Consider the following 15,158-nt stretch of genomic DNA (forward strand, 5'->3'; position numbering starts at 1 on the left):
GACATTGGTTCACCGGCGATCCTATTTCGAGAGCGCCAGTGATGCGCCCCCGCCTTCGCGGGGACACAGCAACTTATGCGAGGCTGGAATCCAGCGCCTTGCACGCGTCGAGCAGTTCCTTGACCGCATCGACCGACACCTGCAGGCCGGCCTTGTCGGCGTCATCGAGTTCGATCTCGACGATCTTCTCGACCCCGCCCGCACCGATCAGCACCGGCACGCCGACATAAAGGCCGTCGAGGCCATACTGGCCGTCGACATAGGCGGCGCAGGGCAGGATGCGCTTCTGGTCGCCCAGATAGGCTTCAGCCATCGCGATGCCCGAAGCGGCCGGCGCGTAGAAGGCCGAACCGGTGCCGAGCAGTGCGACGATCTCGCCGCCGCCGCCACGCGTGCGCTTCACGATCGCGTCGATCTTGTCCTGCGACGACAGGCCCATCTTGACGAGGTCGGGAACGGGGATGCCGTTGACGGTCGAATAACGGACGACGGGGACCATCGTGTCGCCGTGGCCGCCGAGGACGAAGGTGTTCACATCCTTCACCGACACGTCGAATTCGTCGGCGATGAAGTGGCTGAAGCGCGCCGAGTCGAGCACGCCGGCCATGCCGACGACCTTGTTGTGCGGCAGGCCCGAAAACTCCCGGAGAGCCCAGACCATCGCGTCGAGCGGATTGGTGATGCAGATGACGAAAGCGTCGGGGGCGTTCGCCTTGATGCCCTCGCCCACGGCCTTCATGACCTTGAGGTTGATGCCGAGCAGGTCGTCGCGGCTCATGCCCGGCTTGCGGGCGACACCGGCAGTGACGATGATGACGTCGGCGCCGGCGATGTCCTTGTAATCGTTCGAGCCGGTGATCTTCGCGTCGAAACCGGCGATCGGGCCGACCTGCGACAGGTCGAGCGCCTTGCCCTGCGGCACGCCTTCGACGACGTCGAACAGGACGACATCGCCCAGTTCCTTCTGCGCGGCGAGCAGCGCCAGCGTTCCGCCGATATTCCCGGCTCCGATCAAAGCGATCTTCTTGCGTCCCATGGCGCGCGGCACTCCCTTCCTGGCAAGCCCGGCATTGGTTCACGAACCGGCGAAGCACGGGCTAAAGCTACGCTCCGGTTCCAAAGACTGCGCCGCCCCTACGCCGATTCCGTTAAGGAAACAACAGCGAAAAGCCCCAAATTCCGCCTTTTTATGCAAATAGTTCGCAATAGCTTTAGATACGATTGTTGCGGCGACCGCAGCGGCGCTCCGACAGGATTGAAGGCCATGCTCGTCACATTTCCTTGGCGTCGCGCGCCGCGCGCGATATGCCCGGACCACCCGGGAAAAGGGGGGAGCCTTTTCGGGGAGAATGACGATGTTCAAAGCCAGCGCCGCCTGCACCGCCGCGCTTCTGTCACTTGGCATTCCGGCGCCGGCCGCGGCGAGCGAGAAGGGCTGGGACGATGCCGGAACCGTCGCAAAGAATGCGCTGGTCGTCGCCGCCTTCGGCGTGCCGGCAGTGCAGAGCGACTGGGAAGGCGTACTCGAGGCCGGTGGCAGCATCGGCGGCACGATCTTGATCACACAAGGCCTGAAGGAGGCCTTCCCGTCGCGCCGTCCCGACGGCAGCGACAACAAGAGCTTCCCCTCGGGCCACACCTCGACCAGTTTCGCCGCCGCCGCGACGCTCCACAACCGTTATGGCTGGGAGGCAGGCCTTCCCGCCTACGTCGTCGCCTCCTTTGTCGGCCTCAGCCGCGTCGAGGCGAAGAAGCACCGCGTCGGCGACGTGCTCGTCGGCGCCGCGATCGGGACCGCGACGGGGCATTTGATCACGACCAGGGCAAACGACCGGGTGCAGATCTTCCCTTGGGGAAGCACCAACAGCGCCGGCGTCGATGTGAGCTTCCGCTTTTAAAATCTCCCTGTGGCGAAGCCATGGGGAGGGGGACCGCCCGCGCAGCGGGTGGTGGAGGGGCGATACGCGCCGGCCCCTCCGTCAGCGCTTCGCGCTGCCGCCTCCCCATGCCTGCGGCACCGGGAGGATCGTAAACTGCCCGCAACACCCCCTTAACCCTCCCTTATCCCCCGATCTGCTAGGCTCGCGGGGATGACGCGGGCTCTCATCAGCTTCGACACCGAACTTTCCGCCGGGCTCTACCAGCGCGGCGCCGACGCCCGCGCCAATTATGAAAGCTCGATCCTCGGCCGCTGCCGCGAGGGCGATTTCGGCATCCATTTCCAGATGGACATGCTCGAACGCCACGGCCTGACCGGGGTCTATTTCGTCGATCCGATGCCTGCGCTCGTCTATGGCCCCGCGATCATCGACGCGATCGTCCAGCCGATCGTCGCGCGCGGCCACGAGGTGCAACTGCACATCCACACTGAATGGCTCGCATTCGCGAAATTCAATCCCGCCGGCCGGCTCGTCGGCCGCAATATCGGCGACTTTCCGCTTGCCGCGCAAAAGAAGCTGATCGCCCTCGCGCGCGATATCTTGGTCGGAGCGGGCGCGCCGAAACCGATCGCGTTCCGCGCCGGCAATTTCGGCGCCAACGACGACACGCTGCGCGCCGCGGCAGCGCTCGGCTTCCGCTTCGACAGCAGCTTCAACGGGGCGTATCGGGGCCGTGGCTGCGACATTTCGCTCGACGCCGGCAATCTTGGCATGCGCGACCATGAAGGCGTATGCGAAGTTCCGGTGAGCGGCCTGATGGACCGCGCCAACCGCTTCCGGCCCGCCCAGCTCTGCGCCATGTCCGAGGAAGAGATGCGCGACGCGCTCGATCATTCGGCAGCGAGCGGGGCGATCCAGTTCTCGGCCTTCAGCCACAGCTTCGAACTGCTCAGCCGCGATCGCAAGGTCGCGAACCGGTTGGCCATCGTGCGCATGGAGGCGCTGTGCCGTGCGGTCGCGGACGATCCGCGGCTGTCGAGCGGCGGCTTCGTGACCCTTCCCGCGCCGCCCGCCCGCCCGCGCCGCATCCAGGTCGCGGCGCCCAAGCCGCTGCGTACGCTGCGCCGCGTCATCCAGCAGGGTTTCGGGCACCTTGCGCACGAAGTCCGCTATGTCCGCGACCTCGTCGCGGTCACGGTCAACTCCTCGCGCTGGGGCAAGGTTTTAGGCGGCGTCTTCCTGGCGATTGCCTAGGCAATCGCGCCCTCGTCGCGCCCGTGGCCTAGCGCCAGATAATCGTCCGACTGCATTTCGGAGAGGCGGCTTGCCGTCCGTTCAAATTCGAACGCGCCGTCGCCCGCGACATAGAGATCGTCGGGCATCGCCGCCGCGCTCGCGAGCAGCTTGACCTTATATTCGTACAGCGCATCGATCAGCGTCACGAAACGCGCCGCCTCGTTGCGGTTTTCGGGCCCCATGCGTGGAATGCCCACGATGATCACCGTGTGGAAATGCCGCGCGATCGCCAGATAGTCCGACGCGCCGCGCGCCTCCGAGCAGAGCCGCTTGAATGAAAAGACCGCAACGCCCTTCAGCGCCTTGGGCACATGCAGTGTCCGTCCTCCTCCGACGTCGAGATCCAGCGTCGGCACATGCGCGCGGTCCTCGGGCGGATAGTCGGTCAGGCGGAAGAAGGCGGCCGACAGCGCCGCGCTCGCGGTATCGTCGGCGGGCACGAACCAGCGCGCACCGTCGCCCAGCCGGTCGCGGCGATAATCGGTCGGGCCGTTGAGGCTGAGGACGTCGAGCTTTTCCTCGACCAGCGCGATGAAGGGCAGAAAATGCTCGCGGTTGAGCCCGTCCTTGTAGAGATCCTTCGGCGGCCGGTTCGACGTCGCGACCACCGTCACGCCCTTGTCGATCAGCGCGGTGAACAGGCGCGAGAGGATCATCGCGTCGGCGCTGTTGTTCACGACCATCTCGTCGAAGGCGAGGCAGCGGATATTCTCGACCAGCATCGCCGCGACCTGCGGGATCGGATCGCCGCTTTCGGTCTTGCGGACCTCGCGCATCTGCGCGTGGACGTCGAGCATGAAGGCGTGAAAATGCACGCGCCGTTTCCGCTCGATCTTCAGCTGGTCGTAGAACAAATCCATCAGCATCGACTTGCCGCGCCCGACCGCGCCCCACAGATAGACGCCGCGTGGCGCTTCGGGCTTACGGCCCGCAATGCGCCAGAGCAGACTGCCGCGCGGCGGCGCGGCTTCCAACTCTTGTTGCAGCCGGTTCAGCCGTTCGGCGGCCGCGCGCTGCTCCCCGTCAGGCTTGAGTTCGCCGCCCGCGACGAGCGCATCATAGGCGGCAAGGACTCCGGTCACTTCTTGCTGGCCTTGCGGATCGTCCCGGCGAAAGTCAGCACGATATGGCTGTCACCCGTGCCCTGCACGACAAGGCCGCGCAGGAAGATCAGGCGGCCGGTTTCGCGCACCAGCTCGACGATGGCGTCGAGCGGCTCGCCGATGCGGCCCGCGCCGACAAACTGGGTGGACAGGTCGAGCGTCACCGAATGGCCGGCGTCGAGCGATCCGAACTGATGCGACGCGGCAAAGAGCGCGATATCGACGAGCGCGAGCGTTACCGCGCCATGGACATTGTCGCCCAGATTGCTGTGCTTGCGTTCGGGGAACATGCGCACTCGCGCCCGCGGCCGCCCGTCCGACGTCGGCGGCTCGGCGCGCACCGACAGCGGTTCGATGAAGGCGTTGAAGCGGCTCGGGTCCTTGAGGTTCCAGCTGACCCAACCGTCGGCCAGTTCCTCGGCCGTGAAATTCTCGCGCCGCTTCGGCTCCTCGATCCCGTCGTTCACACCTGCCGCTCTGCCGTCAACTTCTTGATTTCGGCAATCGCGCGCGCCGGGTTCAGACCCTTCGGGCAGGCGTTGGCGCAGTTCATGATCGTGTGGCAGCGATAGAGGCGGAAGGGATCTTCCAGCTCGTCGAGCCGCTCGCCGGTCATCTCGTCGCGGCTGTCGGCCAACCAACGATAGGCCTGGAGCAGGATCGCCGGGCCGAGGAACTTGTCGCTGTTCCACCAATAGCTGGGGCAGCTCGTCGAGCAGCAAGCGCACAGAATGCATTCATAGAGGCCGTCGAGCTTTTCGCGCTCGGCAGGCGACTGGAGCCGCTCCTTGCCGCTCGGCGTCGTCGTCTTGGTCTTCAGCCAAGGCTCGATCGACGCATATTGCGCATAGAAATGAGTGAAGTCTGGGACGAGATCCTTGATGACTTCCATATGCGGGAGCGGGGTGATCTGGATGTCGCCCTTCAGGTCCTCGATCGCGGTCGTGCAGGCCAGACCGTTCTTGCCGTTCATGTTCATCGAACAGCTGCCGCAAATGCCTTCGCGGCACGAGCGGCGGAAAGTCAGCGTCGAGTCCTGCTCGCTCTTCATCTTGATCAGCGCATCGAGCACCATCGGGCCGCACTTGTCGAGGTCGATCTCGAACGTATCGAAATGCGGGTTTTCGCGCTTGTCGGGGTCGTAGCGATAGACCTTGAATTTCCTGACGTTGGTCGCGCCCTCGGCCTTGTGGACCTCGCCGCCCTTTTTCGGACGGCTGTTCTTGGGCAGACGAAATTCGGCCATGTCTCTGGCTCCCTTGATGCAGTCGCGGTCGGACTAGACCCGATTGAAAGAGTCGACAAGAGGTTGATGCTGCAAAAGCGAAAGCCGCTGGCGGCTTGTCGGACAAGCCGCTAGGGGCGCGAAACATGAGCGAAGACACCGCCCAGCCCGCCGTCACCAGCCGCAGCGTCGCGAAGGGGCTCGGCACGACCGTGCTGGCGCGGCTCGGCGCGGTGGTCGAGATCGTTGCGCAGCCGCTCTATGTGCTGATGTTCGGGCTCGCGGGCTATGGCCTCTATGCCGTGCTCTGGGCGACGATCAACCTGCTCGAAAATATCTTCGACCTCGGCATGACCAGCGCAATGCAGCGCACGGTGCCGCAGTCGGCGAGCGACGCCGAGGCCGCGGCGGCGCTGCGGACCGCGATGCTCTTCGGGGTCGGGCCGTGCCTGATCGTCGCGGCATTGATCGCAATCTTCGCCGCCGATCTGGCGCCCTTCCTCAACGTCGCCGAAAAGGACCGGCCGCTCGTCGTGCCGGCGATCCAGCTCTTCGTCTGGGCTTTGCCGCTCTGGGCCTTTGTCGAAATCGCGACCTCGGCGATGCGCGCGCGCATGGTGTTCGGCGCCGAAATCCGACTGCGCATCGTCTGGGAACAGATCATGCGGCTCGTCTTTGCGGGACTTTTCTTTGCGGGCGGCTGGGGGCTCAAGGGACTGTTCACCGCGCATATCTGCTCACTGGCGATCACCGCGATCCTCTGCGTCCGCCTGCTCACCCGTTACTACAACTTCGCCGATCTGTGGCGCGGCGGGCGCGGCAGCGAGGTTGAGCGCAACACATTCTGGGCCGGCCTGTCGATCCTGCCCTCGAACATCATCGCGCGGCTGTTTGGCGATGCGCCTGCGCTGATCCTGAACCTGCTGCTCCCCGGTGCGGCGGGCGCAGCGGCGGCGGCGCTGTTCACGATCGCGCGCAAGCTGTCGAGCGTCGTCCAGCTCGTTCGCATCGCCTTCGTCTATGTCCTAGCGCCCTTGGCGGCGAGCGCCGAGCGCGAGGATCGCGCGCAGGTCGCTGACATCTATGCCTATGCGACACGGCTGATCTCGGCGATCGCCCTCCCGCTCGCTGCCGTGCTCGCGGCGGGCAGCTCGTCGCTGCTCAGCCTGTTCGGCGCGCAGGCGCATATCGCGCAGGGTGCGGTGATCATCCTCCTCTTCGCGCGCGCGCTCGAAGCCGTACTCGGTATCTCGCAGCCGGTGCTGCAGGTCGTCGCGGCGTTCCGCCACCAGCTCACCGCGGCGATCTTCGGCGTCATCGTGGCGCTCGGATCGGGCTGGCTGATCCTGGGCCATGTGGACGAGCTCACGGGCGTGACGCTCGCCATGTCAGTCGGGCTCGTCGTGATGGCGGGGATCCCGATGGTGCAGCTGGCGGCCAACGAGCGCCTTCATCCGTTCGACCATCAGTTCCCGAAAGTCGCGCTCCGCGGGGTGCTGATCACGCTCGTCGCCGGCGCACTCGCGCTGCTCGTCAGCCGCCTGCCGGATCCGGTCGCGCTGCCGCTGATCGTCGCCATCGCGGTTGCAGCGATCTGGTCGTCACTGCGCTTTGCGCTGCCCCGCGCGGACCGCGCATCGCTCGGCAAGACGGGCCGGAAACTGAGGCTCATCTAATCCTCCTTTCGTCATGCCGGACTTGATCCGGCATCCATTGCCGCCGCGCTTGCAGGGGCCCCGAATCAAGTCCGGGGCGACGAAGATGGGTTGGGTCTTAATTTAGCCGCAAAGTCTGTTAGAGACGTCGCCACTTAATTCGCCGCACCTGCGGCCAACAGGCGGATCCCATATGTATCAGCAAGAACTCGCCCGGAGCGGCAAGCGCCTCTTTTTCATTCGCGGCACCTATATCTACATCACCATCGCGATCTCGGTCCTGATTGCCTGGTGCAGCAAGGACTGGGGTCCGTTCCAGACGGCCTTCGGCGATTGCGCGTGGTTCTGGCTGTCGCTCGGCGTCGCGAGCGCCGGCGCGATCATCCGCATCTTCACCAGCGGTTGGGCCGCGCTCGGCACTTCGGGCCGCGCCAAGGTCGCCGCCGAGGCCAGCGAACTCAACACCACCGGCCCCTACAGCCTGGTGCGCAACCCGCTCTACGTGGGCCGCATCCTCAATTTCACCGGCCTTGCGATGCTGTCGGGCAGCTGGGTGTTCGGCGCGATCGTGTTCCTGCTCGCGATCCTCATTTACGAGCGCATCTCGATCTATGAGGAAGAGTTCCTGCGCGAGAAATTCGGCGCGGCACACGCCGAATGGGCGAAGGACGTCCCCGCGCTGCTCCCGCGGCTGCACGGCTGGGTGAAGCCCAAATACCCCTTCTGGTGGAAGCGCATGATCTGGCGCGAGCAGAACAAGCTGTTCCTGCTTGCGACGACCGTATTCCTGACCTGGTTCGCGCGCCTCGACTTTAACTTCGACGTGCTGACGCCGCAGCAGTGGACCTGGGTTTATGCCTATGGCGCGCTCGTCGTCGTCCGCTTCATCATCGGCGGGCTGAAGATGGTCGGCTTCTTCAAGGAACTGAGCTGACGAAATGGGGGAGCAAAAGGCTCCCCCCGGCGAGCGCGGGGGGCGGCTCGCTCCCCTGATCGCAGTGGTCGGAAGCGACGGGTCGGGCAAGTCGACCCTGTCGGCGGATCTGCTCGCGCATGTCCGGCAAACGCGCAAGGCCGAAAGCGGCTATCTCGGCCTCGGCTCGGGCGAGCAAGGGCGGCGCATCGGCCGCTGGCCGATCATCGGCCCGCCGCTGCACCGCTTCCTCGACGGCATCGCCGACAAGCTCCGCGAACCGGACGAACCGATTCCCGGCACGCTCGCGGCGCGCTACGCTCTCAACAAATCGAAGAAGCGTCGCGCCAAGTTCGAAAGCCTGCTGGACGCGCGGTGCGCCGGCATCACCATCGTCACCGACCGCTACCCGCAGATCGACGTGCCCGGCCTCCACGACGGCCCGATCCTCGCCGGCCGCGCGACCAATGCGCGTCTTGCCGCGATGCAGGCCGAAGAGCGCGCGCTCTATGCCGAGATGGCGGCCTATGTTCCGACGCTGGTGATCCGCCTGCACGTCGACGTCGACACGGTGATGGCGCGCAAGCCCGACCACGACCGCGCGCTGATCACCCGCAAGGTCGAGACGGTGCCGCAGCTCGCGTTCAACGGCGCCCCGATCATCGATATCGACGCGACGATTCCCTATGCGGACGAACTGGCGCTCGCGGTCGCGGCGGTGGATCGGGCGCTGGCGGAAGCCTGACACCCAAACTCCGTTCGTGCTGAGCTTGTCGAAGCACCGTTCTTCATTCTTCCAGCGTTTGAAGAACGGCCCTTCGACAAGCTCAGGGCGAACGGGCTCAAGAGCGCGCCGCCATAATCTTCTCGATCAGCACGATGTCGACGGGCTTGTCGGCATCGATGCACGCCTCGCCCTCCGACATCGGCACCACCTTCGCCTTGAGCCCGAAGCGCAGCCCTGCGCGCGCAACCCCCTGCTGGATCGTGAACAGACGCAGCAAGGCGCCCAGCAGCAACCACGGCCCGAACGCCGCGATGATCTTCAGCCCCTTCTTGCGGTCGCGCTCGATGCGTCCCCAGAAGTCGAGCAAAGGCAGCACGCGCCGCCCCCGCAACCGGAACATGTTGGCGCCCGACCACCAGCCGCCGCGGAATTTGAGCCAGGTCCGCTTCGACTCCGGATAGCGCGCCAGCAGCACATCCCGCTCGACCATCGCCACAGCGACGTCGCTCTGCTCGGCACTCGCGAGGAATTCGGCGATCATCGAGGGGGTGAGCAGCACATTATCGGCAGTCGTCACCAACACCGGCGCATCGCTTTCGGGAAGCGCCGCGGCGAGCGAACTGCTGATCCCCCGCCCCGACTCCGCGAAATGCAGGTCGGCGATTCCGGTCAACATGGGCTCGGCCGCCAGTTCGGTGCTGTTCTGCGCCAGCACCGTAATCGGCCCGACCAGCGGCGAGGCGCGCAGCGCCCGCACGACGTGGACGAGCATCGGCTGACCCGCAACGGGCAATAGCGCCTTGGTCGATACGCCGGTGCCGCTGAGCAGGGGGTCCGGGCCGGGGCGGCTGCCGGCCATTACGATCGCCGGGGTCGTCATGGGGCCGGAGTCACGCGGCGAGCAGTCGCGACGCGCAGGAAATCGGTCATCTCGGCAAGGACGGGTCCCTTGTACGACAAGGGCCCGGTCAGCGCCATGATCACATCATTGTGGCTGAGTCCGTCATAGGTTCGCAGCGTCGCCGCGCCTCCGGCCTTCTCGATCGCCGCAGCGAGCCGCTGGCTGTTGCCCACACGCACGACGGTGTCGGCGGTGCCGTGACCCAGCCAAAGCGGCGGCGCATCGGCGCGCACGAAGCTGATCGGCTGCGTTTTCTCGATCGGCCGAATATCGCCCATCGCGACATCGGCGCGTCCGCCCTTTTCGAACGGCACGAAGTCATACGGCCCGGCGAGCGCCGCCACGCCGCGAATTGCCGAGGTGTCGCTCCCCGCCCCCTTCATCCATTGCGGATCGAGCGCCAGCATCACGGCGTTATAGGCTCCGGCCGAGTGGCCCGACAGTGCGATGCGGTCGGGATCGCCGCCATAATTGGCGATATGCGCATCGGTCCATGCGACTGCAGCGGCGCTATCCTCCAGAAAGTCCGGCCAATGCCCCTCGGGCACGAGGCGATAGTCGGGAATCACGACGATGAAGCCCTGCTTCGCGAAGGCGCGGCCCGCAAACCCATAATCGTCGCGCGCGCCGCTGTACCAGCCGCCGCCGTAAAGAAAGACGATCACCGGCAGTCTGTCGGTCTTTTTCGTGCCGGTAGGCACCCAGATATTGAGCTTGTTGCGCTCGCCCGCACCATAGGACTGCCCTGCCACCTGCAACGTCGCACCATCGCCATCGCCGAGCAGCCGGTCGCCGAGGTTAAGCGACTTGGCGCCCCCCGCCACGATCATCCGCGTTCCGCCGCCGAACAGGAGGATCAGCAGGATCGCCACGACAATGAATTTGATCAAACGCCGTCCTTTGGCTTTGGGCTCCGTCATAAGCATCGCGCCCTACAGGGCGGCGCGGCGGCGAACAAGCGCCACCTTTTGGCCGCTCGTGCGTAGGACAGCCGATGACCAGCCCCTTTGCCCGCCCCGCGCTGCTCTGTAATGTCCAGAGCGGCAGCCACGATCCCGCGATCCGCACCGCGATCGAGGAGGCGTGCCGCAGCGCAGGCGCGCCGCTCGCGGCGACCTTCGAACTGCCCGAAGGCGACGTGCCGGACGCGCCAAAGCTTCGCGATCAGGAGGTCGATCTGTTGCTCGTCTGGACCGGGGACGGGACGATCAACGCCGCGGCGCGATCGGCGGCGGGCTGGGACGGCGCGCTCTTGCCGCTGCCCGGTGGTACGCTCAACCTGCTGTCGAAAGCGCTTCACGGCGACCGCGCCGTGCCCGACATTCTGGCTGATACGCTTGCGGGCAAGGGACGCCGCCGGCCGATCCCGACCATCCGCTCGGCAGACGGCGAGGCGTTCATCACGATCGTTGCAGGGCCGGCGACGCGCTGGGCCGAGGTCCGCGAGACGATGCGCCAGGATGGCCTGCTCGAAGCGGCGGGCACAGCGCCCGAAGCACTCGACGCGATGATGAACGCCCCCGGCGTGCGCGTCGCAGGGCATGGCAAAGCCTATCCGGCGGTCATCCTGACTCCCACCGAGGCGGGCGTGCGCGCCGACGGGATCCTGACCGAGGGCACGATCGACGTGCTGCGCCACGGGCTCGCCTGGCTCGGCGGCGATTTCCGCGACGGACCGAACGAGGCGATCACGCAGGGCGAGACGATCATCCTCGAAAGCGACGCCCCGATCAGCCTCGAATATGACGGCGAGCTTGCCGACACCGCGTCGCCCGCGCGCTTTGCCCTCGGCGCCAGCGCGGTCGATTTCGTCGCCACCGCATGATGCGCCTTTTCCATATCAGCGACCTGCATTTCGGGCTGGAGGATCGCCGCGCGCTCGCCTGGTTCGCCGAATGCGTCCGCGTCGAGCGCCCCGCCGCGGTGCTGATCACCGGCGATTTGACGATGCGCGCGCGGTCCCGCGAGTTCGCCGCCGCGTGCGACTGGATCGGCGCGCTCGACGTGCCGGTGACGGTCGAGGTCGGCAACCACGACCTGCCCTATTTCAACCCGCTGGCGCGCTTCTTGTGGCCCTATGCACGGATCCGCGGCATCGAACGGCTCGTCGAGCGCGAACTCGACCTCGCCGGGGTCGTGGTCGTCCCGCTCAAGACCACCACCCGCGCCCAATGGCGACTCGACTGGTCGAAGGGCTGGGTAACGCCAAGCGCGCTCGACAAGACGCTCGCGGCGATCGACGCGCTCCCCGCGGGTACAGCCGCGCTCGTGACGGCGCATCATCCGCTGGTAGAGGCTGGCACCAAGGGCCGCGCGCTTACGCGCGGCGGCGAACGTGCGCTCACCGAGCTTGCGCAGCGCGGCGTTGCGGCAGTGCTCACCGGACATGTCCACGACGCCTTCGATTTGGTGAAGGAGACCGTCGCCGGGCCGATCCGCATGATCGGCGCGGGAACGCTGTCGCAGCGCATCCGATCGACCCCGCCGAGCTTCAACGAACTGACGATAGAGGGCGGGACGATCGAGGTTCGCGTCCGTAACCTTGAGCATGTCCCGACCCCCGACATGCAGATCGACGATGTGCCCCCCGACGCGCTGCCGCCGCGCGCGCCGGACGAGCCAGTGGCCCCTGTCGGTGCCGTGCCGCCGGTCGATCCTCCCGTGCATTGACGCACGCGTCCATCCCGTTAGGTTGCAACAAAAAACGGGATGAGAGAGAGCGATGCTGACCAAGGGCGACGATTTTCCGTTGCATCAGACCAGCGAACCGATCGCGTTCGCCGGGACCGACCGCAACTTCTACGACCGCTATTTCTTCAACGGCTACACCGCCGACGGCTCTATCTTCTTCGCCGCAGCGATGGGATTCTATCCGCAGCTCGGGATCGTCGATGCCAGCTTCTGCGTGATCGTCGGTGGTGTGCAGCATAACCTTCGCGCCAGCCGCCGCTCGGGCGGCGAGCGGCTGGACCTGTCGGTCGGACCGATCACGGTGAGGATCGATGCGCCGCTGGAGATTGTCACGCTCCGCATCGCGGCGAACGATGGTCCGCTGACCGCCGAGCTGACCTTCACCGGCCGCCATTTCCCGATCGAAGAGCCGCGCTTCATCCGCCGCAACGGCACGCGGCTGTTCATGGATTATACGCGCATGACGCAAAACGGCCGTTGGTCTGGCTGGCTGGCGGTCGATGGCCAGCGGGTCGACGCAGACCCGGGCTGGACCGGAACGCGCGACCGCAGTTGGGGAGTCCGCCCCGTCGGCGCAAGCGAACCGCAGCCGCCGCCAGAGGGCAATTTCAACCAGTTCTTTTGGCTCTGGACGCCGTGCAATTTCGGCGACTGCTCGCTCTTCTTCCACAGCAACGACGACGGCGCGGGCAATCCGTGGAACCGGCGCGCGGTGATCGTCCGCGATGGCGGGACCGAGCAGCATTTTGACGCTGCGACCTTTGGCGCCGAATGGCAGCCGGGATCGCGCCGGATCGCGACGATGACCGCTGACCTCGGCAGTGGCCGCTCGCTGACGCTGGCGCCTACCAGCCCCGTCTTTGCAATGAGCGGGCTTGGTTATACGCATCCGCTGTGGGGCCACGGACTCGACCATGGTCCCGAGCTTGCCGTCGCGCACGATCGGCTTGCCGAGGCCGACCGCAGCTGGGGCAATCCGCTTGCCATGCACATCCAGGCGCTGGTGACTGCGGAGCTGACCGATGGTGGCAGTACGCACCGCGGCGTCGGCGTGCTCGAACAATTGTTCGTTGGCCCCCATACTCCGACCGGCCTGACCGGCCTGATGGATCCCGCGTCTTGAACTTTCCCACCGCGCCCGGGGCGATGTCGACCGCTTGGCTTGCTGGGAAGCTGGGACAGGATGCCGACGCGCTGCGCGGTTTCTCGGTCGCCAAGGTCGGCACGGGCCAGATGTGCGACAGCTTCCGCCTGACGCTCGACTGGGCCGGTCAGGTCGATGCGCCCGCGACCGTCGTCGCCAAATGCCCGAGCCACGACGAGGCGAGCCGCAACATCGCCAAGCTCACCGGCACCTATGTCAAGGAGGTCAGCTGGTACCGCGAGCTCGCCGCGGGCAGCGGCGTCGCGGCGCCGGTGTGCCATTATGCCGAGATCGCCGACGACGAAGTTGACTTCATCCTGATCCTCTCCGACCTCGCCCCGGCGCGGCAGGGGGATCAGCTTGCCGGGCTGGGGCTTGCGGGCCTCGTCCCCTGCATCGACGCCGCTGCGGGGCTGCATTCGCTGCTTTGGGACGACCCGAAGCTCGACGCCCTGCCATGGCTTGCCCGCGACAATGGCGATGTCATCCGCGCGCTGTTCCCGCAGCTCTACGCCGGGTTTCGCGAGCGCTATACGACACGGCTTGCCCCGGAGGTGCTCAACCTCGGCGCCGGGATCGTCGAGCGTCTCGACGCCTATCTCACCCGCCAAACCGCCACGCGGACGATCGTTCACGGCGACCTGCGCATCGACAATATCCTCTTCGCCCCCGAAGGCGACCGCTGCTGGCTCGTCGACTGGCAGACGCTCGGCCGCGGCAGCGGCGCGACCGACCTCGCCTATCTGGTCGGCACCAGCATCGCCGATCCCTTCGAGCGCGCCGCCGCCGACCGCCCGGCGTTCGACCACTGGATCGCGGCGCTGCGCCTGCGCGGCGTCGATCCCGACCCCGAAACGCTGTGGGCCGACTATCGCGTCGGCGCCTTGAGCGGCTATTTCATGGCCGTCTTTGCATCAATGAGCGTCGAGCGAACCGAGCGGGGCGACGAGATGTTCGCCGTCATGGCCGAACGACCGGCGCGGCAGGCCCTCTCGCTCGGGAGCCTCGACCTGCTTTAGCTGGTCGCCGCGATGGCGGCGAAGGCGCCCAGCCCGACCACCGAACCAACGATCGCCCCGCGCCGCATATTAGGCACGCGCAATGCAACGATCAGCCCCGAGGTTACGAGAAAGAACAGGCCGAGCGCGACGATGGCGGCATAGACCTTGAACGCTGTCCCGCCTTTGGCCTTGTGGAGCTGCACGAAATAGCGGTGCCAGCCGGTGTCCTTGACGGTCAGCTTTGCGCTGGCGGAATCAGTGCCGGGAACCAGCGAAACGTCGCGGTTCGAACCCGACCATTCGAACTGGAAGCTGTCGCCGACCTCGCGCACGCTCGGCTGTCCCGTTGGAACCGCGATTCCTCGTTCGGCGAGCGCCCGCGCGGCGACCGCCTGAAGCGCTTCCTTGTCGTTGATCAGCGGCGCCGACAGCGCGATCCTGTAATCCTGCGATACATAGTCGCCCTTCGACCCCCAAGTGTAGAGCGCGCCTGTGATCAGGAAGAGCACGATGCCGGGAAACAGAAAGGCCGCGACGAGCATGTGCCAGCGAACAAGCAATCGGTGCATGGGGGTTGATGTCCTCTAATGCCAGGAGAATTTCGATACGCCCTAATTGCGAA

At 66.2% G+C, this 15,158-nt stretch carries 16 protein-coding genes; 9 read left to right on the forward strand and 7 right to left on the reverse strand.

The annotated features are described in order from the left end of the window. Nucleotides 1–73: 73 nt before the first annotated feature. Nucleotides 74–1,036, reverse strand: coding sequence for a malate dehydrogenase (gene mdh / locus ATE67_RS16335; protein WP_058817727.1), 963 nt, complete (start codon nucleotides 1,034–1,036; stop codon nucleotides 74–76). Between the two features lie 319 nt (nucleotides 1,037–1,355). On the opposite strand from mdh, the gene ATE67_RS16340 reads away from it, so the two are divergent. Together ATE67_RS16340 and ATE67_RS16345 are read left to right on the forward strand one after the other, a co-directional pair. After that, the gene (locus tag ATE67_RS16340; protein ID WP_231728200.1) at nucleotides 1,356–1,898 is read left to right on the forward strand and encodes a phosphatase PAP2 family protein; all 543 of its coding nucleotides are present in this window, start codon (nucleotides 1,356–1,358) and stop codon (nucleotides 1,896–1,898) included. 192 nt (nucleotides 1,899–2,090) lie between these two features. Further along, the gene (locus ATE67_RS16345; protein ID WP_058817729.1) at nucleotides 2,091–3,134 is read left to right on the forward strand and encodes a polysaccharide deacetylase family protein; all 1,044 of its coding nucleotides are present in this window, start codon (nucleotides 2,091–2,093) and stop codon (nucleotides 3,132–3,134) included. On the opposite strand, the gene zapE is transcribed toward ATE67_RS16345, so the two are convergent. The 3 genes from zapE to ATE67_RS16360 are packed head-to-tail and all read right to left on the reverse strand — an operon-like array spanning nucleotide 3,131 to nucleotide 5,525. Then, nucleotides 3,131–4,258, reverse strand: coding sequence for a cell division protein ZapE (gene zapE / locus ATE67_RS16350; RefSeq protein ID WP_058817730.1), 1,128 nt, complete (start codon nucleotides 4,256–4,258; stop codon nucleotides 3,131–3,133). The two genes, ATE67_RS16345 and zapE, sit on opposite strands and share 4 nt — an antisense overlap. Beyond that, nucleotides 4,255–4,746, reverse strand: coding sequence for a PaaI family thioesterase (locus ATE67_RS16355; protein WP_197411974.1), 492 nt, complete (start codon nucleotides 4,744–4,746; stop codon nucleotides 4,255–4,257). Before ATE67_RS16355 ends, zapE begins: the two co-directional genes overlap by 4 nt. Continuing rightward, nucleotides 4,743–5,525: a succinate dehydrogenase iron-sulfur subunit gene (locus ATE67_RS16360; protein WP_058817731.1), complete on the reverse strand. Its 783-nt coding sequence runs from the start codon at nucleotides 5,523–5,525 to the stop codon at nucleotides 4,743–4,745. Before ATE67_RS16360 ends, ATE67_RS16355 begins: the two co-directional genes overlap by 4 nt. A 125-nt stretch (nucleotides 5,526–5,650) precedes the next feature. On the opposite strand from ATE67_RS16360, the gene ATE67_RS16365 reads away from it, so the two are divergent. From ATE67_RS16365 to ATE67_RS16375, 3 genes are all read left to right on the forward strand, one after another. Then, on the forward strand, nucleotides 5,651–7,180 hold the full coding sequence (locus tag ATE67_RS16365; protein WP_058817732.1) for a lipopolysaccharide biosynthesis protein: 1,530 nt from the start codon (nucleotides 5,651–5,653) through the stop codon (nucleotides 7,178–7,180). A 172-nt stretch (nucleotides 7,181–7,352) separates the two neighbouring features. Then, the gene (locus tag ATE67_RS16370) at nucleotides 7,353–8,093 is read left to right on the forward strand and encodes a methyltransferase family protein (protein ID WP_058817733.1); all 741 of its coding nucleotides are present in this window, start codon (nucleotides 7,353–7,355) and stop codon (nucleotides 8,091–8,093) included. 4 nt (nucleotides 8,094–8,097) lie between these two features. Beyond that, nucleotides 8,098–8,817 (forward strand): hypothetical protein, encoded by a 720-nt coding sequence (locus ATE67_RS16375; protein ID WP_156417069.1) that lies wholly within the window; start codon nucleotides 8,098–8,100, stop codon nucleotides 8,815–8,817. Nucleotides 8,818–8,914: 97 nt separating this feature from the next. On the opposite strand, the gene ATE67_RS16380 is transcribed toward ATE67_RS16375, so the two are convergent. Together ATE67_RS16380 and ATE67_RS16385 are read right to left on the reverse strand one after the other, a co-directional pair. Beyond that, complete coding sequence (locus ATE67_RS16380; protein WP_058817735.1) at nucleotides 8,915–9,679, reverse strand: nucleotidyltransferase family protein; 765 nt, start codon at nucleotides 9,677–9,679, stop codon at nucleotides 8,915–8,917. Beyond that, entirely contained in the window at nucleotides 9,676–10,590 is a 915-nt protein-coding gene (locus tag ATE67_RS16385; protein ID WP_058817790.1) for an alpha/beta hydrolase, read from the reverse strand. The genes ATE67_RS16380 and ATE67_RS16385 overlap by 4 nt, the downstream gene beginning before the upstream one ends. A 104-nt stretch (nucleotides 10,591–10,694) precedes the next feature. On the opposite strand from ATE67_RS16385, the gene ATE67_RS16390 reads away from it, so the two are divergent. From ATE67_RS16390 to ATE67_RS16405, 4 genes are read left to right on the forward strand one after another with little or no spacing between them, the layout of a single operon-like run. Beyond that, a complete protein-coding gene (locus ATE67_RS16390) occupies nucleotides 10,695–11,525 on the forward strand; it encodes a diacylglycerol/lipid kinase family protein (protein WP_058817736.1) in 831 nt (276 codons plus the stop codon). After that, nucleotides 11,522–12,370, forward strand: coding sequence for a metallophosphoesterase family protein (locus ATE67_RS16395; protein WP_058817737.1), 849 nt, complete (start codon nucleotides 11,522–11,524; stop codon nucleotides 12,368–12,370). Before ATE67_RS16390 ends, ATE67_RS16395 begins: the two co-directional genes overlap by 4 nt. A 52-nt stretch (nucleotides 12,371–12,422) precedes the next feature. Next, nucleotides 12,423–13,514 (forward strand): hypothetical protein, encoded by a 1,092-nt coding sequence (locus ATE67_RS16400; RefSeq protein WP_058817738.1) that lies wholly within the window; start codon nucleotides 12,423–12,425, stop codon nucleotides 13,512–13,514. Beyond that, complete coding sequence (locus ATE67_RS16405; RefSeq protein ID WP_058817739.1) at nucleotides 13,511–14,554, forward strand: phosphotransferase family protein; 1,044 nt, start codon at nucleotides 13,511–13,513, stop codon at nucleotides 14,552–14,554. The genes ATE67_RS16400 and ATE67_RS16405 overlap by 4 nt, the downstream gene beginning before the upstream one ends. On the opposite strand, the gene ATE67_RS16410 is transcribed toward ATE67_RS16405, so the two are convergent. After that, nucleotides 14,551–15,105: a PepSY domain-containing protein gene (locus ATE67_RS16410; RefSeq protein ID WP_058817740.1), complete on the reverse strand. Its 555-nt coding sequence runs from the start codon at nucleotides 15,103–15,105 to the stop codon at nucleotides 14,551–14,553. The genes ATE67_RS16405 and ATE67_RS16410 overlap by 4 nt on opposite strands. Nucleotides 15,106–15,158 lie beyond the last annotated feature (53 nt).

Origin of the sequence: Sphingopyxis sp. H050 (assembly GCF_001468265.1) — a bacterium.
GTDB lineage: Bacteria > Pseudomonadota > Alphaproteobacteria > Sphingomonadales > Sphingomonadaceae > Sphingopyxis.